Annotated in this window: 18 protein-coding genes and 1 pseudogene; 10 read left to right on the top strand and 9 right to left on the bottom strand. The window is 56.9% G+C overall.

Annotated features, from left to right (window positions below):
- Nucleotides 1-138: 138 nt before the first annotated feature.
- Both G9473_RS14850 and G9473_RS14845 read left to right on the top strand, forming a co-directional pair.
- Nucleotides 139-1488 carry an EAL domain-containing protein gene (locus G9473_RS14850; RefSeq protein WP_291134406.1) on the top strand — a complete coding sequence of 450 codons (1350 nt, stop codon included), beginning with the start codon at nucleotides 139-141 and terminating at the stop codon, nucleotides 1486-1488.
- Nucleotides 1489-1828: 340 nt separating this feature from the next.
- Nucleotides 1829-3382 carry a globin-coupled sensor protein gene (locus G9473_RS14845; protein ID WP_291134403.1) on the top strand — a complete coding sequence of 518 codons (1554 nt, stop codon included), beginning with the start codon at nucleotides 1829-1831 and terminating at the stop codon, nucleotides 3380-3382.
- 151 nt (nucleotides 3383-3533) lie between these two features.
- Here the strand turns inward: G9473_RS14845 and G9473_RS14840 are convergent, their stop codons facing one another.
- Nucleotides 3534-4241 carry a PilZ domain-containing protein gene (locus tag G9473_RS14840; protein WP_291134401.1) on the bottom strand — a complete coding sequence of 236 codons (708 nt, stop codon included), beginning with the start codon at nucleotides 4239-4241 and terminating at the stop codon, nucleotides 3534-3536.
- A 714-nt stretch (nucleotides 4242-4955) separates the two neighbouring features.
- Between G9473_RS14840 and G9473_RS16050 the strand changes: the two genes are divergently transcribed.
- Both G9473_RS16050 and G9473_RS14835 read left to right on the top strand, forming a co-directional pair.
- Nucleotides 4956-5093 (top strand): transposase, encoded by a 138-nt coding sequence (locus tag G9473_RS16050; protein ID WP_367159111.1) that lies wholly within the window; start codon nucleotides 4956-4958, stop codon nucleotides 5091-5093.
- 351 nt (nucleotides 5094-5444) lie between these two features.
- Entirely contained in the window at nucleotides 5445-5630 is a 186-nt protein-coding gene (locus tag G9473_RS14835) for a transposase (RefSeq protein WP_291134399.1), read from the top strand.
- 22 nt (nucleotides 5631-5652) lie between these two features.
- On the opposite strand, the gene G9473_RS14830 is transcribed toward G9473_RS14835, so the two are convergent.
- From G9473_RS14830 to G9473_RS14815, 4 genes are all read right to left on the bottom strand, one after another.
- Nucleotides 5653-6114 carry a MarR family transcriptional regulator gene (locus G9473_RS14830; RefSeq protein ID WP_291134396.1) on the bottom strand — a complete coding sequence of 154 codons (462 nt, stop codon included), beginning with the start codon at nucleotides 6112-6114 and terminating at the stop codon, nucleotides 5653-5655.
- 449 nt (nucleotides 6115-6563) lie between these two features.
- Nucleotides 6564-8387, bottom strand: a complete 1824-nt coding sequence (locus G9473_RS14825) for an ATP-binding protein (RefSeq protein WP_291134393.1) — start codon at nucleotides 8385-8387, stop codon at nucleotides 6564-6566.
- Between the two features lie 9 nt (nucleotides 8388-8396).
- Nucleotides 8397-10490, bottom strand: a complete 2094-nt coding sequence (locus G9473_RS14820; protein ID WP_291134390.1) for a PAS domain-containing hybrid sensor histidine kinase/response regulator — start codon at nucleotides 10488-10490, stop codon at nucleotides 8397-8399.
- Nucleotides 10491-10652: 162 nt separating this feature from the next.
- Nucleotides 10653-11267, bottom strand: a complete 615-nt coding sequence (locus G9473_RS14815; RefSeq protein ID WP_291134388.1) for a response regulator — start codon at nucleotides 11265-11267, stop codon at nucleotides 10653-10655.
- 343 nt (nucleotides 11268-11610) lie between these two features.
- Here G9473_RS14815 and G9473_RS14810 point away from each other — a divergent pair, with 343 nt between their 5' ends.
- The 3 genes and pseudogenes from G9473_RS14810 (at nucleotide 11611) to G9473_RS16045 (ending at nucleotide 15368) form a co-directional block, all read left to right on the top strand.
- Nucleotides 11611-13758 (top strand): GGDEF domain-containing phosphodiesterase, encoded by a 2148-nt coding sequence (locus tag G9473_RS14810; protein WP_291134386.1) that lies wholly within the window; start codon nucleotides 11611-11613, stop codon nucleotides 13756-13758.
- Between the two features lie 546 nt (nucleotides 13759-14304).
- Nucleotides 14305-14536 (top strand): annotated as a pseudogene (locus G9473_RS14805) (transposase domain-containing protein); the annotation flags it as partial.
- A 370-nt stretch (nucleotides 14537-14906) separates the two neighbouring features.
- Entirely contained in the window at nucleotides 14907-15368 is a 462-nt protein-coding gene (locus tag G9473_RS16045; RefSeq protein ID WP_367159110.1) for a transposase, read from the top strand.
- 41 nt (nucleotides 15369-15409) lie between these two features.
- Here G9473_RS16045 and G9473_RS14800 read toward each other — a convergent pair whose 3' ends face one another.
- The gene (locus tag G9473_RS14800) at nucleotides 15410-16009 is read right to left on the bottom strand and encodes a transposase (protein WP_291134384.1); all 600 of its coding nucleotides are present in this window, start codon (nucleotides 16007-16009) and stop codon (nucleotides 15410-15412) included.
- Complete coding sequence (locus G9473_RS16040) at nucleotides 16006-16092, bottom strand: hypothetical protein (protein WP_367159823.1); 87 nt, start codon at nucleotides 16090-16092, stop codon at nucleotides 16006-16008. Before G9473_RS16040 ends, G9473_RS14800 begins: the two co-directional genes overlap by 4 nt.
- A gap of 988 nt (nucleotides 16093-17080) precedes the next feature.
- Between G9473_RS16040 and G9473_RS14795 the strand changes: the two genes are divergently transcribed.
- Together G9473_RS14795 and G9473_RS14790 are read left to right on the top strand one after the other, a co-directional pair.
- Nucleotides 17081-19399 (top strand): PAS domain S-box protein, encoded by a 2319-nt coding sequence (locus G9473_RS14795; protein ID WP_291134383.1) that lies wholly within the window; start codon nucleotides 17081-17083, stop codon nucleotides 19397-19399.
- Nucleotides 19400-19663: 264 nt separating this feature from the next.
- Entirely contained in the window at nucleotides 19664-19834 is a 171-nt protein-coding gene (locus G9473_RS14790; protein WP_291134381.1) for a hypothetical protein, read from the top strand.
- A 9-nt stretch (nucleotides 19835-19843) separates the two neighbouring features.
- Here G9473_RS14790 and G9473_RS14785 read toward each other — a convergent pair whose 3' ends face one another.
- The gene (locus G9473_RS14785) at nucleotides 19844-20488 is read right to left on the bottom strand and encodes a LuxR C-terminal-related transcriptional regulator (RefSeq protein ID WP_291134378.1); all 645 of its coding nucleotides are present in this window, start codon (nucleotides 20486-20488) and stop codon (nucleotides 19844-19846) included.
- A 747-nt stretch (nucleotides 20489-21235) separates the two neighbouring features.
- Here G9473_RS14785 and G9473_RS14780 point away from each other — a divergent pair.
- Complete coding sequence (locus tag G9473_RS14780; RefSeq protein ID WP_291134377.1) at nucleotides 21236-21697, top strand: MarR family winged helix-turn-helix transcriptional regulator; 462 nt, start codon at nucleotides 21236-21238, stop codon at nucleotides 21695-21697.
- 130 nt (nucleotides 21698-21827) lie between these two features.
- On the opposite strand, the gene G9473_RS14775 is transcribed toward G9473_RS14780, so the two are convergent.
- Nucleotides 21828-22022, bottom strand: coding sequence for a hypothetical protein (locus G9473_RS14775; RefSeq protein ID WP_291134375.1), 195 nt, complete (start codon nucleotides 22020-22022; stop codon nucleotides 21828-21830).
- Between the last annotated feature and the right edge of the window lie 200 nt (nucleotides 22023-22222).

Raw genomic sequence — 22222 nt, 5'->3', positions numbered from 1 at the left:
CGTGAATCACGAAGGGCATCAAACCTTAAGGCCGTTTATGAGTTTATGGCCTAATTCTCGAAGCCTTGTTCATCTTCCGACCACTCATTGAACGGCTGTTGGAGACCAACCGGCAGCTGAGCGAGAAAAAACCCGGTCATGGCCGAAATGGCAGTCAGCGATACCTTGATCAGGCTTCCCAACCGACCAGGGTTCGACGAGCGGCTGCCACACCTTATCGATGCCCAGACCGGGGCCGATCGGTGCGCTGCCGTAATGATGCTTGATCTCGACCGCTTCAAGAACGTCAATGACAAATATGGGCACCCTGCAGGCGATCGGGTGCTCGTCGAGGTTGGCAAAAGGGTAGCTGCGTTGCTGCGCGAGTGTGAAACCGTGGCGCGCTTAGGCGGAGACGAGTTCGCCGTGATCCTGAGAAAACTGGACTGTCCGGGACAGGCTTCCGCCACTGCAGAGCGCATCATCGACGCTGTCTGTCGACCGATCATGCTGCGCGAGGGCGAAGTCTCGGTGGGCACAAGCATCGGCATCACTATCTTTCCCGACAATGAAGGTTCGTCAGACGAGCTCATGAAGTGCGCCGACCTGGCGCTGGGCGAAGCCAAGCGTGCCGGCAAGGGATGCTACCGCTTCTACGATCCTGCCATGCAGGAAGAAGTGTCGCGCAAGCATGCTATGGCCGAGGAACTCGAGCGCGCATTCGATGAAGACCAGATCAAGGTCTATCTTCAGCCCATTCTATTGCTCGAGACCGGCGCGGTGACGTTCGCGGAAAGCCTTGTTCGTTGGGACGATGGCACACCAGGGCCGCTCGCAGCAGGTGAGTTCATCGATGTAATAGATGAATTCCAGCTCGCTCCTCGCCTGGAACACGCGGTCTTCAGTCAGGTGTTCGGCATGGTGAAGCAATGGCACCACGACGGGATCGACTATCCGGTGGTGACGCTGAACCTCTCAGCAGCAGACCTGAGAAGCTCGAAGTTCTGCGAGCGGATCATAGCGGCTGTCGAGAAGCATGAGCTTCGTGCAGACATGTTTGCGCTCGAAATACTGGAAACTGCGCTGTTCGAACGCGGCGCCGAGACCGTTGAGAACAATATCCGCCGACTGAGCGATCTCGGGTTCAGGATCATGCTCGACAACTTCGGTGTCGGTCATGCCTCCCTTACACATCTGACGTGCTTGCCGGCAGACTATGTCAAGGTCGACAAATCCCTGATCGCTTGCATCCAGCCAAAGGACGCCGGAGAAACGATCCCAGGTGCCGTCCTTAAGCTGGCGAAAGGGCTCGGCATCAATACGATTGCAGAAGGCGTGGAGAATGAGCGACACCTCTCTTGGTTGATGAGTATGAACTGCGATTACGCGCAGGGATATTTCTTCCATGCACCTATCCCACTCAAGACGTTCGATCTTTACCTGCGAGGTGGCGTTTTTGCATCCAGCGAACGCGAGGGCCTCGCTCAGTATCGCCTGACCAATTCGTAGCCGCTCCATCGAAATCTATAGCGCGACGAAGAATGCGGGCACCGTGCTTGGCTCAAACCACCAGCGCTGCGCTAGGAGCGGGCGATCCTCGATGAATATTGAATCTGGGATTCCCCGGATGGCAACGAGGGCTTTGGCTTAGGCTCAGGATGCTACTTTTCTGATTGGATCGTGCAGCCCTAACCGCAAAGGACGGAAGTTTTAGGTACTGAATAAACAGAATGTCTGCAGATGCCAGAATGGCCTGCGGACTTCGAGTTCGTAAGGGTAACGATGATTCTTTCCAGCGCAGGGGCGTTGCACCAGATCCGGCACATTGAGGCCACTGGAGCATCATCCAATGAATACGTCAGAACTAACCGAACGTCTTGATTATTATGGACTAAAAGCCAAGGATCCGGTATATCAAAGCGTCAGTCGCAGTATCGCGCGCGCCATGGAAGGTGCGCTTGATGGGTTCTATCGGGAGGTAGCCGGACGCGGCGATCTCGCAGCCAAGTTCACCGATCCCGGCTCGATGGAGCGAGCCCGCAAGGCTCAGGCGCGTCATTGGCAAAGCGCTTTTACCGACGGGCTTGATGACACGTTCCTGAAGCGATCCGATCATATCGGCAGCGTTCATGCACGCATTGGCCTCGAGCCAAAATGGTATGTCGGAAGCTATGCGCGCATTCTCGATGATCTGGTCACACAGATGATTGCGCCAGGTTGGAAGTCTCTTTTGCCTTGGAAGCGCGCCGAGGCCCGCCGAGTTGCAGCACTTGTGAAGGTCTCGCTACTGGACGTGGACATCGCGCTGTCTTCCTATTTCTTGGACATCAACAACAAGGTCAGCTCGCTCAACGAAGTCCTTGGGGAAGCCTTGTCGAAGATGGCGACCGGCAAGCTCAACATCGATCCGGTCAATCTACCTTCAGAATACGCCAAGGTCGCGAAGGATTTCAATTCAACCGTTGCCGCGCTCCATAAGACGGTCGCCGCCGTAATCGACGGTGTCGGCACGATCACGACCGGATCAAGCGAGATCCAGACGGCTTCAGATGACCTGGCACGCAGAACCGAACAGCAAGCAGCCAATCTGGAGGAGACGGCTGCGGCCGTTACGCAGGTCGCCACACGGGTGCGCGAGACTCGCAAGACTGCAAGCAAAGCGCGCGGAACCATCAGAGAAACAAACGCTAGGGCTGCCGAAGGTGCAAAGATCGTCGCGGAAGCAGGCGAGGCGATGGGACAGATTGAGCAATCAAGCGAGGAAATCACCAATATTATCGGGGTTATCGATGCGATTGCCTTTCAAACCAACCTACTTGCCTTGAATGCCGGGGTCGAAGCGGCACGCGCCGGAGAGAGCGGCAAGGGCTTCGCGGTTGTCGCAAGCGAGGTGCGCGCACTGGCCCAGCGCTGCTCATCGGCGGCTGAGGAGGTCAAGTCCCTGATCACCGGCACTAGCACGCAGGTCTCTTCTGGAGTCGCTCTGGTCGAGCGCACCGGAAAGGCTTTTGACCTCATTGCAGAGGCCGTATCTGAACTGACCGGTTCAATCGAAGCGATCGCCAGCTCGACAGAAGAGCAGGCCGAGAGCCTCTCGCAGATTGATACGGCGGTGGGCGAGCTGGACCAATCGACCCAACAGAATGCCGCCATGGCCGAGGAATGCACCGCTGCCGCAAGCTCGCTCGCGCATGAGGCCGACAAGCTCCACTCAACTGTCAATGCCTTCGAAGTCGATCCATCACCCGCCGGAGTCGATCTCGATGCAACGGAGGCGCGTCGCGTGACAACAGTGAAGCATCACGTCCAGCGACGGCGGCCGACACCACGCGCTTTAGGCAATCTTGCACTTCAGGTGACAGCAGATGCACCCGGCATCGAGGAGGACTGGAGCGACTTCTGACCGGCCCTGCGCCCCGCTGCGAGGCTCGTGTCCGGGTTCCTGTAGGACGGGTTTCCTGAATACGCCTCGTAGTGCGCGGCGCAGGATCAAGGAAATGAGACGTTGTGCGGTGATCGCTCGACTTCGAGTCAGGGAACGAGGATAACGGCGGCTAGCCTATGTCGTCCGCGTTGACCTCCGATTCCTCCCTATCGCCAGCGCCCATGCCGCTAAGGATGCGTGAAAGCTCGTCGCGGGTGAGCGGCTTGGCGAAGCGGATGCCGGTCTCGCCGTCGCGCGACCAGCGCACGCTCGCCCCCGCCAGCTCGACCGCGCCGAGCCGCACGGTGAGCAGCGCGCCGCGCGGGGCGCGAAAGCCGCTCACCCGCATGCCGCCCAGCGACAGGTTCTCGAGCGTGGCGAAGTGGCGGTTGCCCTGCGCCCAGATCTCGGCGCGCATGGCGCAGGGGACGCGGACCGAGCGGTAGGGGAAGGGATTGTCGAAGGGGCGCGCGGCCTCGGCATTGTCGAGCCCGTGGCGGCGGCCTTCGCTCCACGCGACGACGGCGTCGATGACGTTGGTCTCGTCCCAGAAATAGCGCACCCGCGTGCCCGGCTCGAGAGGCTCGTCGAGCTCAATCATCACCCCGCCCGCCGACAGGTTGCGGATGATGCCGAGCAGCATGCGACCCTCGGCGAGCACGCAGCCGGGGCGGAAGGCGGACACCACGCGCCGGTCCGCACGGCGATCGGGGCTCGCCGCAGCCTGCTGGACCGATGTTTCGTCATGCGAATCAAACGCTTCGTCGAGTTCGTCATTGTCGCCAACGCCCCCCTCGACAAACGGCGCGTTGTTCAGGCCATCATGCGAAATCGACATAGAATGTCACCTCCCTTCCCTCGCCGCCCCGGTGGGCCGGCGCGCAACTCTGGAATGAGACACATCGGCGCGACCCGAAGTCTCATGCGTATAGGGCCTTCCGGGCGGGGCCGAGGACCAGTTCAGCCGCTCGCCCGGAAGAACCCGGGCAGAGGCGGTCGCACTTGCCGGCGGGGGTTTGGAATTCCCGCCCGCTTCGCTTCGCCGCGCATCTCCCGGCTCCGCCCCGGCTCCTGCGACAGGCAGGAAAGCCATGGCGAACAAGGCGATACCGGGAAAGGACCGCGTCATTCGGTCACTATGAAAGATAGACCTCGGTCAAAACAGTATGACCCCGCTTAGGTGGATTTACGCATTTTGGACGGAAAGATCAGCTCACCGACCTCATCAAGGCGTAAGATTCCAGACCCGGGCGGTCCAAGGTTAGCAAGCGGTGGGCACTATGCCGGGCTCTAATCGCTGATAGATGAATATCCGAGCATCACGAAATCACCATTCGGCTTTTCGCCACATAGCGATGGATCGCTTCTAAGTAGGATCAGGCCCCATGAAATCGTTGCGCTGGCGGCGATGGCTTGACAGTGCTCCTCATGCCTCCCGCTTCAATAACGGCACCGAGGAGGTGTGCTACCGATGTCCGAGCCGTGGTTGTTGAGCGAGGCGCAGATGGGGCGGGTTTAGCCCGATGTTCCTCTATTTTACGGCATCCCGCATATGAATGATCGGCGGGTCGTTAGCGACATCATTTTCATGATCAGGAACGGCTTGCGCTGGCGCGATGCACCGGCAGGTTGTGGCCCGCACAAAACGGTCTACAATATGTTTATCCGCTGGAGCCGCCTAGGCGTGTGAAAATGGATATTCACGAACCTCGCCGACAAGGGTGGAAGCCCAACCGGCTGATGCTCGAGACCACTCATCTCAAGGCGCACGGGGAGGCAAGCCTGAAAAAAGGGCACCTAATCAAACGTATCGGGTGCACCGAGGGCAGCTTGAACCTTTAGCCCCACGCACTCTGCGATGGCAAGGGACGATAATTGATCATGCTGCACAGCAAAGGGCAGATGAGCGACTACAAAAGGAGCGGCGTTGATGATGGATGCCTGCACCAATGCCACGGCGTTGCTCGCCGACCGCAGCTATGATGCCGACTGGTCAGTTCACACCTTTGCCGAGCGCGCAATCACCGCCTGACTCTCATCCATGGAGAACCGAAAAGCGCCCCTGCCGCACGACATGGCCCTCTACAGCAATCGTAGCAAAATCGAGAATATCTTCGGCAAACTTAAGGACTGGCGGCGCATCCACACTCGTTCCGACCGCTGCGCCGAGGCGTTCATATCTGCCATCTGCATCGCAGCAACGGTCATCTTCTGGCTACCACAGTGAGTGCCGGCGCTACGTAACGGAGTCAGCTCGCGACAGCCAGCAGGTAACGGCGCATTTGTTGGTCACCCTCTTGGGTCAGGCTAATCAGTTTACGCCTTCCATCTGACTGATCCTGAGTAAAATGAATCAACCCGGATCGCTCCAAGACCCTCAACCAACGCAGTGCAGTCGTGTCTGGAGCTGCCGATCCAAGCGAGGCGCTCTTAACTGAGACACTTCGACCGACCGAATTATTGACAAATAAGTCTAGCAATATGTCCCATGCTGGCTCCCCAAAAATCGAGTAATCTTCAAAAATCACGTCCCTTTTTCGTCGAGCACGATAAATCTTTTTTGCAATTTCATCTATGGACCTATCGCCCTCACATGGCGATTCGGCCTTACGAGCCTTGCATTGATCTTCACTTAATATTGTTACATCAATTTTAACTGCATTCGCAGATTGAATCGCTGCAGTAAGATCATCTAAGCTCTCATACTTCATCACGACCTCTTCCGATGATATATTACTTCATCCGAAAAATCTATTAAGTGATTTGGCAATTTTGTGATTTTTCGGCGATACGAAAGCGTTTATTCCTAGATTGACCGACGAGCTCCTAACCTCGCGTTCATTATTGTTAAGCGGTAAGAAGATTATAGCGTAAGGTGAATGCGTAGAAATACGCTAACCTTGATTAACCGGGTCGATGCCAGGAGTTGTTTGGGCTTGAGGTGCGCTACTGTCGCATGGCTTCACCGCCCTGAAACGAGACTACAGCCCCTCACATCAGCGTCGTCGCATTCCTCTTAGTCGAGCTCTGAACGCTTTTCCCCCAGGGACGTGGGATGATCGAAGGCTCCGACACCCAATCGCCGCAAGACATACCATCGCAGCTACCGCGAAGTCGATTTCTCGAAGATCACTTGTGTCGCGCGCGGAGAATGCGCACCCTAATGACTCAGGCCGAAGTCCTTCACGATCGCCTCGGCCTCCCACCGTCTCGCCGGCTTTTGCAAATACACAGAGCGGCCGACCCCGTCGACCATAAGGTCCTCTTCCGGATAACCCGATATGAAGACGACTTCGATCGCGGGGTTTAAGCGCCTCGCCTCCCTCGCCAATTCGACCCCGCTGAGCCTTGGCATAATCACGTCGGTTATGAGCACCGCGATATCATCGCGCTCCTTGAGCGTGACCCTTGCGTGCTCCGGATCGCAGGCGGTCAGTGTGAAGAGTCCGAGGGATGTGAACATTCTAGCTGTCACTTTCGCCACCGCCGGATCGTCGTCGACGACAAGCGCGATAGGAGCGCCTTTCAGCGCCCCGGGCCTGTCTCCCGTCCCTGTCTCGACAGACGTCTCGACGGGAAAGTGCATCGCAAAAACCGACCCGCGGTCCGTCTCGCTTTGCATTGTCACGAGCCCGCCGACCTGTTCGACGAAACCTTTTACCCGGGCAAGGCCGAGCCCCGAGCCCAGGGCCTTGCTCTTGGTGGTGAAAAATGGCTCAAAAATCCGCTCACGGAGATCTTCAGGAATCCCGCAGCCGGTGTCAGATACCGCAACCCGTGCCCAATCTTTGCCGCCCCGGGCAACTTTCGAGAGCGAGATCTCGATCACTCCCGTTCCCGCGATAGCATCACGCGCGTTGAGCACGAGGTTCAAAAGACAGCTTTCGGCCATCGCTTCGTCCAGCTCGACAGATGGCACATTGTCATCAACGCGGAACCTTAGGGCGATCCGCGAGGGAAGCGTTCGCTCGATCATCGGCCTGATTCGGTCGAGGAAGGCCGAAAGATTCGCCTTCGTAGGCTCAAGGCTCGAACGCCCGGCGAAAGCCAGAAGACTCTCGTTAAGTGTGCGCCCACGCTCGATAGCTTCAACCGCTTCTTCTATCAGGGTAGCGCGTTCGCCCTCATCTTGGACTAGGGGCAGCATTTCGAGATTGCCAAGTATTACGGACATGAGATTGTTGAAATCATGACTCACTCCGCCCGCCAGCTGGCCGAGCAAGGCCAGTCTCTCGGTCTTCTGTTCTTTTTCCCGCTGCGCGAATTCCTCAGTGACGTCGCGAAAGTGAGCGGCCATTCCGTTAAGCGTTCGGTGGGTCGCGACCCGAAACCATGTCTTGAGCGGCCCAAAATATTCGGTGAACAGCTCCGAAACACCGGTATCCATGGTGCGGCGATAGACTTCCTCGAACTGTGATCCACGCGCTTCGGGAAATTCCTTCCAGAGGTTCTGCCCAATCAGATCGCGAGGGACGCGCTGAAGCATCGCTTCGGAGGCAGAATTGAGAAAGGTGAATTCCCAGTCCTCGTTGACCACGAAGAAGCCGTCCGGCATCAGTTCGAGAACCGAGGCAAGGTTGCTTTCCGCGTCTTTCAGCGCCGTTGTGGCTTCACGCTCCTCCGAAATATCCTGGAACGCGCCGCGCAACGCTACGATCGTGCCGTCCGCACCCGTTTCGGGAAATCCCAGCGCCCTTGCCCAGAAGGGCTTGCCAGTCGTGTCCCGGACCGCGAGCACCTCATTGTAGCTTTTCCCAGTGCGAACACATTCTTCGACGGATGCAACCAATCGCTTGCGACTTTCTGACGCAAAAAAGGACATTGCGAGATCGAAATTGATCTCTTGGCCCTCGTCCAACCCGAAAAGTTCATAAAGCACCGGAGTCCAGGTGACTCGGTCCTCGGAAATTTCGAAGCGCCATGCACCGCTACGGTTCGCTTGACAGGCGAACCGTAAGAGTTCGAGTTCGACGGGCTCATCCATGCCTGCCCTTCAGATCAAACGCACAAGGCGATCAACAGCGGTCAGCAGTTCGCCGCGCCTGATCGGTTTCATGAGCGAAATGTCGGTGTCGCGCACCCCGTTGCCATGCACATTTGCCTCGTGCGGATATCCCGACATGAACAGAGCCGGGATGTCTCTTCGGATCGCGCGTATAGCCTTAACAAGTTGAGGACCTTGGAGCTTGCCAGGCATTACGATGTCGGTGACGACGACGTCGAACTCGCTAGGAGCCTTCTCAAAAACGTCCCAAGCTTCATCGGCGCGACCGACAGCGACGACAGTGTATCCCGCCGAACTGAGCATTTTCTCGACGATCCGGCGGACCGCTTCTTGGTCTTCAACGAGGAGAATACGGACGGCCGCACTGGCCGATCCGGAAGCTTTCCGATTCGACTGCGACTCTTCATGCGGCATATCGGATGTGGCGGGGAAATAGAGCTTCACCGAAGTCCCATGGCCCAGTTCGGAATAGATGCGTGCGGCGCCTCCAGATTGTCGCACGAAGCCGTCGACCATCGCTAGGCCGAGCCCGGTGCCCTCATTAGGACCCTTGGTCGTTACAAAAGGCTCGAACAGCTGTGGAAGCAGTTCCTCTGCGATCCCGGTGCCGGTGTCGGTCACAGCCACCATAACGTAGCGACCCGGAGGTATCTCCTCCTGGCGCGCTTCAACATAGTCATCTGAAATGCGAACGTTTGCAGTTTCAATGGTGAGCGCCCCTCCTTCCGGCATAGCGTCGCGCGCATTGATGACGAGATTAAGTAGCGCGTTTTCGAGTAAGCCACGATCAATATTAGCGGTCCATAGGCCGGCCGTGAGCGCCGTTTCTAACGAAATATTCGCCGGCAAGACACGCCGAAGCATACTCCCGATACTTGATATCACGCTGCTGAGATTGAGAGCTTTCGGCTTCAGTTCGGAACGCCGCGCGAAGCCGAGCAGCTGCTTTGTCAATTCAGCGCCCCGATTAGATGCTAAAACAATCTCTTTCACTGCTTCGCGATCCTCTCGCGAGAGCTTGTCGGTATCTATGCTTTCGGCATTGCCGCTAATGACCGCTAGGATGTTATTAAAGTCATGGGCGACCCCACCCGCAACCCGCCCGATCGAATGAATTTTCTGCGCCTCGTGTATAAGCCGGGTGTTTTCCGCGAGGGCGAGCTGCGCATTCTGCTCCACGCTGACATCAAGGATCAGGGTGTTCCAACAGGTTCCCCCGTCATCCAGCCGGAATGGCGTGCCATAGGACTGCAGCCACTTGATCAACCCAGATTTCGTGCGGATGCGCCAGCGATGCTGCCAACGTGTAAGCTCCTCGGCGGAACGCTGGACGGAGGCCTGCATATCCGGCAGGTCCTCGTCAAAGACGGCTTGCCAGAGCAACGTCGGATCAAATTCGATTTCCTCCGACGTATATCCCCAAATGTCAAAACAACCCGGAGACATGAACTCGATTCTATCTGGCACACCAGGGCGCATAATATATTCGAATATCGCGCCAGGCACATTGCGGGCTAAATCATTAAATTTTCTCTCTGCTATTATAAGCTTACGATAAATATCGGGATTGTCATCGGTGATTTTTTCTGATTTATCTATAATATTGTTCAAATCAATGCAGTTTGAACAGGCACGCACAAAGAATTCGAGTTCGTCAAGCCGCTGTTGCGACCAACGCTGCCGCTTACTGGAAAGGACGCAAAAGACGCCCAGTATACCTGTTGAGGCGCTCTTGATCGGCATAGCCATATAGAATGGCGGATTTACATCATTAAGGGGCCGCTCTGGTAACCCGGATCGTGCGGCACCAGCCTCGACCCGGCCCCTTATTGACTGGTCGCTTCGTGCAGCAATTTCGGCGACCGACGCAGCGTGATCGGCCAATTGCGTGGCCGCGTTTGCTTGATCGATGCAGTGAAAATAGCTGACGGCCCGCTGTTCTCCCGTGTCGTCGGGCCGCGTTACCACTATGGCATCTGGCCGGAAGCGTTGAAACGCGTGCCGAACAATCTCATCGAGCGACAGCTCAAGCCCCTCCTCGCTCCGCTCGACGCCAAGGCGACGCTGTGTAGACGCTGGCATACTTTTACTGCCCCTTCAAGCAGGCGAAACGCTCAAACAAGCGACACCTTGCTGCAGCGCTCCATGCCCCAATCACCACGAAGAAGAGCGACATCGGACGCTGCAGATCCCTCAATCCTCTTCGCGCATTCCCCTTACGAATGAACCGATTAGCGTTTCCTATCAAATATCAGCTAATTCGGCGACCAGAAAAATTCGTATCGCTTCGGCCGAGCTTGCGACCTTTAGACGCTTGAGAATCCGAGCCCGATTAGCTTCAACGGTTCGTGGGCTAAGATCGAGTTGCCGGGCAATATGCTTACTCGAGAAACCATGCGACATGAGCTCGGCCACTTCCTTCTCACGCGGCGTGAGTTTCGCAATTGCGGCTGATGCCTGAGCAGCGGCATCGCGCCTCCGCTCCCATTCGCTCGCAGTGTCAAACGCTCCTTCGATCCGCTCGATAATCTCCGTTGCAGGCGTGCTCTTTTCCATGAAGTCTAACGCACCCGAACGAACCGCCTGAACAGCAAGAGAGATATCCGCATGTGAGGTAAATATCAGGGTCGGAAATGCTCGCGTCTCACCTTCCATCGCCTCAAGCACCTCGAGACCGCTCATGTCAGGCATTCTCATGTCGAGCAAAATCACGCCAGGCTCTAGTTCACTGAGCGATTGAAGGAAGTCATTCCCACAACTGAAGGTTATCGCGAAAAACGATGCGTGATCGCATAACTTTTTGAGGTGCCGCCTAACCACGGGATCGTCATCAACGATGTAGACTTTATTCGTTTTCATATCGACACAACTGGCCCCAAACCCGATATCGCTGCTTCAGCGCCGTAGAGCTTAGCAGCGTATGCCAATTTCTCCAGCTCTGCTGGGCAAACGAAGCCTGACAAACGCAAGCCGACAGTAAGGGTCAGATCCATATCCCAGATACTGACAGCGGGGGGTCTCACCATTCCATTTCACGAAGACGCTCGGAGCTTGCTCACTCATCCGATGATGAAACTATGGTGTGCTTGAGCCTGATTCATCTGGAAATTACCTAGCGTCCGGTAACTGCTTTGATCCTCTCGCTCGAATAGCGTCTCACAGGCTAGGTGCAGACACACTCAAGAGACGAGGTAAACGGGTCATGAACGTGCGCGGGAGAATTAAGGGGCAACGCGCTCTCCCGCTCGACCTCCTGGACACCAGGCTTCTAGCAGCCGTTCTTAGCGCAGCCGATGATGCCATCGTCATTACCGAAGCCGAACCTTTGGACGGCCCGCATCCTCGCATCGTCTATGCTAACGAGGGATATTGCCGAATGACAGGCTATTCCCTCAACGAGGTTCTGGGTCAATCTCCACGGCTTTGCCAAGGCAAGGGCACCGACCGCGCGTCTCTCGATCGTATCAGGAGGAAGCTCGAGACCTGGACACCATTTCGGGAAGAGGTGCTCAACTACCGCAAGGATGGAACGCCTTTCTGGGTGGAGCTTAGCGTGCGTCCGCTCGCCGATGAGACGGGTTGGTTTACGCACTGGGTTTCAGTCCAGCGCGACATCACCGATCGCCGACGCACGATGCAAGAGTTGGAGAAGCGTGCAAGGGATTTGGAAGAAGCGCATAGGCTCGCGAAGCTCGGCGGCTGGACGTGGGACGCAACCACCGGCCTCTTCGAATTCTCTCAAGAGATGCTCGCCATGTTTGGCATGAACCCGGCGCGACCGGTCTTCCCTTGGCAGGAGATTGTTCCGACGATCGATCCCGATGATGTCAGGTCGGTGATCGCTACCTTCACGAAGATCATGCAGTTTGGCGAAAGCACGTCCTATGAATTTCGCATTATCGTGGATGGGGATCATGCCCGGACAGTCTGGGGATATGGCCATCCGGAACGCAACCCCAGTGGCGAGATCATTGGCGTGCGCGGGCTTTGTCAGGATGTGACCGAACGGCGCAGCGCTGAGCGACATTTGCTTTGGAATGCGACGCACGATCAAGCTACCGGCCTGCTCAATATCGATGGGCTTCGCTCGCAGGCTCCGTGCCTATTCGCGAAGGCGAAGAAACAGAGTTCCGCTGTTATGGTCGGCTTGGTCGATCTCGACAATCTAAAGCTGGTCAACGACACGCTGGGTCATGCTGTCGGCGATGCCCTGATCAAAGAGGCATCGCAGCGGCTCGAAAGGGCGCTAGGGAGTGATGCACTTGTCGCTCGCCTCGGCGGCGATGAGTTCGTCTTTGCAGGGGCGTGCGGAAGGGCACAAACTGCTCGCGAAATTCGCCTCCATGAGATCGGTGATCTCTTGAAGGAACCTTTCGACTATGAAGGGCGGCAATTGGATTGCAGTGCGAGCATCGGCGTTGTTGTAACCGAGCCCGAAGAGCCTGACCTCGACATTTTGCTGCGCAATGCAGATTTAGCAATGTATCGCGCAAAAGAAGCAGGACGAGGCGGCTATGCATTCTTCTCGGGTGAACTCCAGGAAGGCATAGAACGTCGTGTGGCCCACCTAGATCTTGCAAAGCTCGCCATTGGGAGCAAGTTTGTTGTTCCTTATTTTCAACCGCAGGTATCGCTTTCGAGCGGGGCAGTGCTTGGCTACGAAGCACTCCTCAGGCTCAGCGTCGGGAAAAAGCTGATGCCGCCCTCTGCGGTCGAGCATGCGTTCGAGAGCGTCGAATTGGCGACACGGATCGGGGACGAGATGCGGCGCCGTGTGCTCGAACAGATATTACAATGGCGACGAGAGGGCACTCCCTGTAGGCGGGTGGCGATCAACGTCTCAGCAGCCGAGCTGCTGCGTCGGGATTATGCCGAGCGAGTTCTGAGTGCGGCGCAGCGCGCAGACGTTGATCCATCTTGGCTTGAGATCGAGGTTACAGAAGGCGTCTTGCTCGGGCGAGGAGCCGAGCGCTGCGCTGAAACCCTCACCGTTCTACGAAGCGCAGGTGTCGGCATCGCGTTGGACGACTTCGGCACCGGGTATGCCTCGCTCACCCATCTGAAGTCGCTACCCATTACGAAGCTGAAGATCGACAAAGGTTTTATAGCCGACATCACAGACGACCCCCATGATGCGGCGATCGTGCGCGCTGTCATCAATCTGGCTCGCGCGATGGAGCTGGAAGTCGTCGCCGAAGGAGTTGAGAACGAAAAGCAGGCAGCCTTTCTCCGTATCTTTGGATGCGACGCGGCCCAAGGTTTTCTCTTTGGCCAGCCTGCTCCGGGAGCGAGCATTGGCAGTCCGGATGACAACAACTCATCTTTGGTCGTCGCAAGCGGCAGCGCTTGACCAAGGCCCCGCGGTAGGTTCCAGGTCATTGCATCCGAACGGCTCCGGCTACGTCGAATTCCTTATCGGAAAGGAACGCTGCGTTACTGCAACGCGTGTATCACAAATGAGCTTGATCAGACTAAGTTGATTTCGCCCCTCGCGGGCTGATAGACGAACACCCCGGCACTCGTTGCCGGGGTGCTCTTTTTTGCTCAGAAGATCCACCCACCAGGATGATTTGAGCTTAATACTGTGACAAAGCCTGCTGCTTGCATTCTTCGCATCGCTCTCGGCTTTGTAAGGGACCCGGCTACGTGTGAACCTCAGGATATTTCACAAGACCCTCACGTTCGCCAGAAGGGAGAACCAAGCCAACAAATCCCTCGGTGTCATAGCGCCGAGCAAGCGCTCGGCTAACCCGGAGTGATCAATGTCATTCGGGAAAAGCCGTAGCGCTATGAGAAGAAGGCGTAAGCCTTTATCCCTAATTTTTCGTTAAGAGAACGTGGCTTCTGTGCGTCATCAGAAGATTTCGTGGTTGCGGGAGACCGCGGCGCTAGCGGCACCAACACCGTCGAACATGCCATCCGCCCGCTTGCCCTCAGCCGCAAGAACGCTCTGTTCGCCGGTTCGGACGAGGGCTGGAACAAATGGGCCGTGATCGCCACGCTCATGGAACTGCAAACTCGCTGGCATCAACCCGGACATTTGGCTAACCGCGACGCTCACGAGCCTCGCCAATAGCCACTCCGCTTCCTGCATCGGCGAGCTCCTGCCACACGCTCCCGTGGCCTGAAGACACTGCTTGCGATGAAGTATGGCAATTTCATCCAGGATGAAGCAATTGCGGACCGTCATGAGAAATGTCATTGCATTCCTGCGCTCGTGGGTTCTGGCGAAGCTCGGAATCAAGTCAGAGGCTGCGCACCGAGGTGCCTGGTGGGAGGTGGATCTGCTAATTGTAATCGTACTTGGCTCGGCGCTTCTAGGATTTGCGGCTTGGCTCCAATTGTAGCTGCGACCACGTGACCTAAGCCGGTTCGACATTTCTTTTCTGCCTGGAAATTGAATCAATTCCTGGAATGAAATATGTTCCTGTGCCTGCCAGCGGCATCAGCGAACCAAGGTATGCGCCCACTTGAAATGGGTGCCCTGATCATCTGAGCTTGCACTTGATCTGGATAATAGGCTTTCATATCGCGGAGCCGAACTTAGCAGCATTGCGATCCTTCGCTGGAGCAAGGATCGCAACGTTGATTGGCACTACATCGCGCCGGACAAGCTCTCCAAATGGGTTCATCGAGAGCCTTAACGCACGCCTTCGCGACGAGTTCTTGAACGAGACGATCCTCACCAGCCTTGCGCATACCCGCCAGGAACTGGAAGTCTGGCGGCACGACTACAACCACTTCCGGCCCTACTCGAGCCTCGGGAACAGGACCCCGGCCGAGATGGGTGCAGGATCAAGCGGCAAACCGTATCGGGGGCATGCGCCCGATGCGGTTGTCCCCATCACGCCCAGCGATGGGCATCAAAACGGCCCAAGGCTCTACCCCTTGCTGGTAGAAACTTCGGGCTCAGACCACAAGGCGGAAAACTCTAGACCTGAGTGGTCCGACGTAGGGTAGCAGTGCAGAAGAAGCGAGACTCTACCTCTGAATGGTAACAATCAGGGGAGCACGTCAGCCTTGAGCCATGCCTCGTTCTTGCTGCTGCGATAGGCGCTGTCGGCCCACACATCGCCGGCGGTGTTGGCGGTGTCGATCACCCGGCGCAACTGCCGTCCGTCGCTATCGGCTGCCGAGGTCACCGCTGCCTTGCGGATGAACCCATAGCGCCGGTCGATGCTGATATGCGACTTGTAGCCGAACACCGGCGTTGCGATCTGTGGCAGCGGCGTGCCGTCAGGACGATAGCGAACTTTGCCACCGATCTTGATGGTCCAGCGCGCGTCGACATCCTTTTGGTGCGCCTTGTTCGGCTTGCCGCGCCAGATCTGTTTGGCCGACTTGCCCGCCTTGATCCCGGCCTTATCTTCCTCGGTGTTACGCTGCTTGGGCGCGGGCACCAGCGTTGCATCGACGATCTGACCGCCCATTGCCAAGTATCCCGCCTCGCGCAGTTGCTGCTCGAAGGCCTGCATCAGCGCCTCCAGCACCCCGCTCTCGGTGAGCCGGTTGCGATAGTGGCGGATGGTGTTCTCGTCCGGCATCGCGCCGCCCAGATCAAAGCCGAAGAAGCGCATCCATGACAGCCGATCTCTGATCATGAACGCTCTCCTGAGCTTGCCGAAGGATCCATGCGCGCATCCGACAGATTATGCTGCGTTTGAACCAGAAGCACCTTGAACATAGCCGCCGGGTCAAAGGGCCGTCGGCCGCCTTGGCGCCACGCTATAACCAAGACCCCGGATCAGGATGGGGCGGAAACGTTCGAACTCGATCGTCTCAGCCAAAACCTCCAGCGGATCGCCGTCCTTCCTCAACCGCTCCAGGTGCTCCGCCACCGAAAACAGGCTGCGAGGGTGCATCGAAACTCTCCGTCCAATGCACGGAATGGAGCATACGGCGTGCAAAGCACAATCAGATCATGGCCTCAAAGGCGAGGGGTTTTTGCGGGCGTCCACCGGAGGATCGATGATTGCGGCTGTGAATACTTGTATTAAGAGAAGTGCTGAATTCGAGGATGTTGGCGGGGTAAAATGCGTAAATTGCGATCATCTTCGAACTTAAAATCATTGGATTAAGGTATTAACCGTATTATCTCCTGCAACGCCCCCATTGCACGCGGACGACGTCAATACCCTTCAGGCATGCTGGATAACCGGCCCCGAAACGCATACTCCCCAAGCAGATGGTCGTCGGATGGGTCCTGCTTTAACAGATTTCTATGCACAGCAACCCTTGCGCCTTAGAGTAATTTCACGACATCGCGCGCCCTGATTAGTCTGTAATATGAACGTTGCCGATGAGTTGAGTTCGGGTCGCATCTCTGACGTACATCGGCTGTCCCATGGCCTCCGCAGTCGTCCGTCTGCGGAGGCCATTTGCTGTGCGTGGCGTAGGATTTCCGGAATTCTAGATCGGGACCTTTATTGCTGAATCTGAACTCTTGAAGCCAATTGCATCTGATCCTTTTTCGTGACCGGCTATCGATCGGACTACGCGCACGCACCTCACGGCATGACTGTAGCAAAAGCGGAGAAATTCAGGGTTTCTGGCGGAAAAGTGACATTGTCCCAGTGGCAGTTTTCTGCGAAGGCTTTTGTAACCTTTCGAACGAGCTGATCCAGAGCTGAGAGCCCGCAAACCCCGAGACCGAAGTGCTGCTCCGCAAACCAATGAAAGACACCATCTTCGCAGAAGCGATCGGACAGATTTCTCAAGGCGTCCTGATTGCCGGCCCCGATCGCAGGATCATTTTTTGCAACCGGGCCTTTTGCGAGATCACGGGATACGAGGACTCCGATTTCATAGGGACGACCTGCCACATTCTGCAGGGACCCGAGACCGATCCAGACACCATCCGGGCGATCTCGGATGCGCTTCGCGACCATGTCGAATTTGCCGGCGAGATCCTAAATTACCGCAAGTCGGGTGAGGCCTTCTGGAACGATCTCACGATTACTCCGATCTTCGCCCCGGACGGCGCGCTTGATTGCTACATCGGCGTCACCCGTGACATCACCGAGCGCAAGAGAGCGGAAGATCAGCTCGATCAAGCGAAACAGGATGCCGAACTACAAAAGCAGCGGTTCGAGCTCGCGGCGAAGGCCACGCAAGAGGTCATCTTCGACTGGAATATTGAAACGCTCGAGTTCTGGGCCAATGATGCATTTCAGCGGGTGTTCGGGCATCCCCCGCCCAATCACTTGCGGTTCGACGGGAGCGATACCTTCCAGGTAACGCAAGAGGAGCGCGAAAGGATCGAGAAAGCGATCTGGGCTACGCTGCGATCAGACGAGAACACGCTCTCGCTCGAATACGACGTTGAGCGAGCCGACGGCTCACAGGCACGCGCTTTGGTTCGCGCCTACATATTGCGAGACGCATCGGGTAAACCGCAACGCCTCGTGGGGTCCGCAGTAGATATCTCGGAACGCCTGAAGACGATGAACGCGCTTCGCGAATCCGAGGAGCGCTTTCGGGTCATCGCCGACACCGTCAGCGACGTGCTTTGGGATCATGATCTCGAGAAGGACGTCATGTGGGTGAGCGAAGACTGGCCCAGCAAGCTTGGAGTTTCCATCCCTGCTTGTGAGGCGCATCAGACGCAGTGGTTTCAGCGGGTGGTCCCCGATGACCGCGAACGCTTGAAGCGGTCCTTTCATGCGGCTCTGAAGTCCGAGGCGAGAAATTGGGAAGCGGCTTTCCGGGTTGTCGGGGACGACGGTCACGAGATAGACGTGCAGATGAAGGGTGCCATTTTCAGGCGTCCGGATGGCCGCGTCCATCGCATGCTCGGTAACGTTCAGAACATTAGCAGGCAGAAGAGGCAGGTTGAGGGCTTCTCGCGCTCGCGCGCGCTCGAGGCGGTCGGTCAGCTGACTGGCGGCATAGCACACGATTTCAACAACCAGCTGATGATCATCCAGGGCAATGCGGACTACCTCGAAGAGACCGCGCTTGACGAAGACCAGAAGGAATCGGTCGATTTCATTTCGAAGGCATCCGAGAGCGCAGCAACCTTGACGGAGCGCCTGCTCGCCTTTTCCCGGCAGTCGCAAATTGCGGTTCAATCGGTCGACCTGCGAGAATTGCTGCCGAGGACCCTGCGATTGTTGCAATCGGGCCTGCCGGAGTCGATCACGGTCGAACTGAAAGTTCCGGAGAGCACGTGGCGCGTCGCCGCCGATGCTAACGCGCTCGAACAGGCCGTGGTGAACCTCGCGTTCAATGCGCGTGATGCGATGCCGCAAGGCGGCGACATCGTCCTGAGCTGCGAGAACCAGACGATCTCGGATGATATGGAGCCGTTTCCTTCTGAACTAGAGCCCGACGATTATGTTGTGCTGTCGGTCACCGACAACGGCGAAGGGATGCCGCCCGAGGTGCTTGCGCGCGCGTTCGAGCCGTTCTTTTCTACCAAGGAGGTCGGCAAGGGCAGCGGGCTGGGGTTGAGCACCGTGTATGGCTTCGCGAAGCAATCGCGTGGGCATGTGACGATCTACAGTGAGCCGGGACGCGGGACCGCGGTCAACCTTTACCTGCGCCGCGTCGGAGGGGAGCAGAACGACGATGCTGCACCTGCCTCCGCCGCGATGGACGAGACCTTTCAAGGCAAGCGCATTCTCGTGGTCGAGGATCAGCCGATGGTCCGTGCCCATGTCGAAAAGCTGCTGGAGCGCATGGGCTACGACGTCACCTCGGCGGCGAACGCGCCCGAGGCGCTGGACGCGATCCGGGGCAGCGACACTTTCGACCTGATGTTCACCGACGTGATTATGCCGGGCGGCATGAACGGACAGGAGCTTGCCGAAGAAGCCAGAGAGATCGATCCGCAGTTGAAGGTGCTGTTTACATCCGGATATCCGGCTTTTGCTTTCGACAGCCTCGGGCTCGAGGAACGAAACGACCTGCGGATTCTCAGGAAGCCCTACAAGGCCGCTGCGCTGCGCGAGGCCATTGCAAACATGCTGGCGGTAGGCGAGAGCGAATAGGCCCGGCTTCGATCTCGTGGGCGATCAGTTGGCTAAGGCGGCGGCATTTATTGAATTGGTGGGATACTCATCAGCATCCAAGGTCGCTCGAGATTCATCGCCATACTGACGGAGGCTGATGTTCCAGAGAGAATGTAGCCGTTCCGTGTTTCGTGTTGATCGCGGGTTATAACGTGCCCCACTGAGCTGCCATCAACGTGCAAGTTTTCTACATGCGCATTATCACGTATGAAATTTGCATCCGATCTGGCGTATAATCATGACATGGACAGCCAGAACATCAAGATTCTTAGCGACCTTAAATCCGTCTTCGAATTCGAAGAGGATTGGGTTGCCGTAGGACACGTCGCCTATCTGCTGCAGCGGCTTTACGACCGCGAGGATATGGCTGACGCGCGCATCCTGAATGCGCCCGTCAGCCACACGATCCATTGAAGATCAGCCTTACAGCGACGCGAGTTGGACCTGCTCTGATTCGAGCTTGATTCGCACGGCGCTTGCTGCATGCCTCGCGCCGAGTTTGCTCATCATATTCGCTCGGTGGATTTCGACCGTCCGCGGGCTAATGCCGAGTTCGCGCGCGATAAGCTTGTTGCTGTGGCCACAAGCCAGAAGATCGAGAACCTCAGCTTCGCGCGTCGAAAGTCGATCAATTAGCTCTTGGACCTCGATCTTTCTGCGGCGCAAGCTCGAGGTCCGCTTGGCCTCATCCGCTGTCCGGACCAGGCAGCGCTCAAGGCGACTCCCTTCCAATGGCAAGCTCAGATAATCGAGAGCGCCCGCCTTGATGGCATCGACGATCTTGTGAGGTGACGGCGCATCTCCGACGGCAATGACCGGAAGCCAGATGCCGGCCTTCTCCAGTCTTGCAAGTGCGCTCAAAATCCCCCCAGCATCGTTCGGCGCGTCTCTCATAACGATCAGACCGTGCTCCGGGGGATAGGCATATAGCTCATTCAGGCTATCATAGAGTTCGCAATGGTGGCCAATCTCCATCGCAAGCGTCGCGAATTGCGCTCGCGCGCGTGTGTCCAGATCGACATAGTGAAGCGACAGTTTTTTGGATTGGCCTTCGAGTTCAAGATCCATCTTTCGAGCCCCTCGGTGTGACGTGGTGTTAACCAACGTTATCAACCACGATGGGTTTGGGATCTCGTAGAACCACCTTACGGAAAACTATCTATGGGCCCGCGCCAGCTCCATCTCCGAAGGTTCAAACCGATCTGAGGCCAGCGGAGAGTGGCTGTAATCGGTCGATAGGGTTGATTGAAACAACATTAGTGGCGCAGCAGTTTGGCGCTGCGTGGAGCCTCGAAACGGAACGGGAAAGCCGACCTCACTACCTCGCAATACTGTCCGCAAATTTCCGCGTGTCGGAATTGTTATTCTCTCAAAGCAAGATCGGGTGTTGCTGGATATAGTTTTATACGAGCGCGTCGGAAATGATTATGACTGACCGTTCTTGTTCCTATCAGTGACAGGGGCTCGGCGTTCAAACCACTCTTCCTCCAGAGCATCCACAGCCTGGGAAAGATAGGCTGCTGCCATGGTGTAACCGAGTTTGTCCAACAGCCGGAGCTCTTCACGCAGCCTGCCGCGTATGGCCTCCATATCTGCGCACAGCGGTTCGCTCCGAGGGGTGGGTGACATATGAACTCCAAAGATTCGACGCCCCGACGCCAAAGTGTATCTCACGGCGCTTGGGTCAATTGGCATGCAAGCCCTTTTGCACAATTTGCATGAGATTGGCTCGGCTTATGAATTTCTGAAGGGGTATCCATACAAGTGATGGAGTATCTGAACTGCTAGTGCTTCAATAGGTGGAAGGGTCGCCTCATGGAACGTAAAAGCATTAAGGACTTGGCAGTCACACTCGATAAAGCGGAGGCTGTTTTGAACGAGATCCGGGCTGCCAGCGGGTTCGACATTCTGGGCCCCAAACCTACTGCACCCGGACTCCGGCGCATTGAGACTGCCGTCGAAGCGGCCGAGAGAGCTTATAAGGACCGCAGAAAGCGCGCCGAGGAATTCGATGACGCCCTGTTTGGCGAGCCAGCGTGGGACATATTGTTGGATATGTTCATCCATCAATCGCGCAGTGAAGAAGTCACGGTCAAGAGCGCTTGCATCGGCTCAGGTGCTCCAAACACGACTGCGCTAAGGTGGCTGAAGGTCCTAGAAAATTATGGACTGATTCAATCAAAGCCCGACCCCAATGATCAAAGGCGGAGGCTCCTCGCACTGACCGCCGAGGGGTTTGAGGCGATGACGCGATATCTTGAGGCCATCGCTAGATAAGTTGCAATCGTGTCAGCAGGCTATGATCATAGGCTTTGACAGATCTGAAGTCGATAGCTGAACGTCCGCTTGGAGCTACTCAGGTCCCCTCAACAGACAGTTCGCAATCAGCACAAATATCGCCTTTGGCTCAATGCACGCGGCCCATCGAACCTTCCGATAGACGATTGATGGCAGTCACGATCCGCCTGAAAAACTTGGCAGCGGCGAGGTCGCCTTCCTCCATCAGTTCATCGGAGCGCATGGCGGCAAAGATCGCTGCGTTCTCTCCATGGACCTTGATAGCGTGATTGGCGCACGACCAAATCTCCCATTCCTGCACCATAGGGAGACTCGCTCAGTAAGTGTGATCGCTCCAGTCGCGATCCCATTTCAAGGCCTTTCCGCTGCGCACCATGGCACACGACAGATCGCCCCCGCGCGGTAAATAGCACCAGGCCGCTGTCCTGTTGCCTCCTTCAGAGCCCTCGCTTCGGCACCTTATAGCCGGACCGCGCACGAGAACGTGACCATGGGGGCTGAACC

Origin of the sequence: Erythrobacter sp. (genome assembly GCF_011765465.1) — a bacterium.
GTDB lineage: Bacteria > Pseudomonadota > Alphaproteobacteria > Sphingomonadales > Sphingomonadaceae > Erythrobacter.
This window is presented reverse-complemented; position numbering and strand designations above follow the sequence as displayed.

Bases quoted from the DNA above. Each gene is read 5' to 3' on its own strand.
- G9473_RS14850 (WP_291134406.1), top strand. From the start codon at position 139: ATGGCCGAAATGGCAGTCAGCGATACCTTGATCAGGCTTCCCAACCGA.
- G9473_RS14845 (WP_291134403.1), top strand. From the start codon at position 1,829: ATGAATACGTCAGAACTAACCGAACGTCTTGATTATTATGGACTAAAA.
- G9473_RS14840 (WP_291134401.1), bottom strand. From the start codon at position 4,241: ATGTCGATTTCGCATGATGGCCTGAACAACGCGCCGTTTGTCGAGGGG.
- G9473_RS16050 (WP_367159111.1), top strand. From the start codon at position 4,956: ATGAATGATCGGCGGGTCGTTAGCGACATCATTTTCATGATCAGGAAC.
- G9473_RS14835 (WP_291134399.1), top strand. From the start codon at position 5,445: ATGGAGAACCGAAAAGCGCCCCTGCCGCACGACATGGCCCTCTACAGC.
- G9473_RS14830 (WP_291134396.1), bottom strand. From the start codon at position 6,114: ATGAAGTATGAGAGCTTAGATGATCTTACTGCAGCGATTCAATCTGCG.
- G9473_RS14825 (WP_291134393.1), bottom strand. From the start codon at position 8,387: ATGGATGAGCCCGTCGAACTCGAACTCTTACGGTTCGCCTGTCAAGCG.
- G9473_RS14820 (WP_291134390.1), bottom strand. From the start codon at position 10,490: ATGCCAGCGTCTACACAGCGTCGCCTTGGCGTCGAGCGGAGCGAGGAG.
- G9473_RS14815 (WP_291134388.1), bottom strand. From the start codon at position 11,267: ATGAAAACGAATAAAGTCTACATCGTTGATGACGATCCCGTGGTTAGG.
- G9473_RS14810 (WP_291134386.1), top strand. From the start codon at position 11,611: ATGAACGTGCGCGGGAGAATTAAGGGGCAACGCGCTCTCCCGCTCGAC.
- G9473_RS14800 (WP_291134384.1), bottom strand. From the start codon at position 16,009: ATGATCAGAGATCGGCTGTCATGGATGCGCTTCTTCGGCTTTGATCTG.
- G9473_RS16040 (WP_367159823.1), bottom strand. From the start codon at position 16,092: ATGTTCAAGGTGCTTCTGGTTCAAACGCAGCATAATCTGTCGGATGCG.
- G9473_RS14795 (WP_291134383.1), top strand. From the start codon at position 17,081: ATGAAAGACACCATCTTCGCAGAAGCGATCGGACAGATTTCTCAAGGC.
- G9473_RS14790 (WP_291134381.1), top strand. From the start codon at position 19,664: ATGGACAGCCAGAACATCAAGATTCTTAGCGACCTTAAATCCGTCTTC.
- G9473_RS14785 (WP_291134378.1), bottom strand. From the start codon at position 20,488: ATGGATCTTGAACTCGAAGGCCAATCCAAAAAACTGTCGCTTCACTAT.
- G9473_RS14780 (WP_291134377.1), top strand. From the start codon at position 21,236: ATGGAACGTAAAAGCATTAAGGACTTGGCAGTCACACTCGATAAAGCG.
- G9473_RS14775 (WP_291134375.1), bottom strand. From the start codon at position 22,022: ATGGTGCAGGAATGGGAGATTTGGTCGTGCGCCAATCACGCTATCAAG.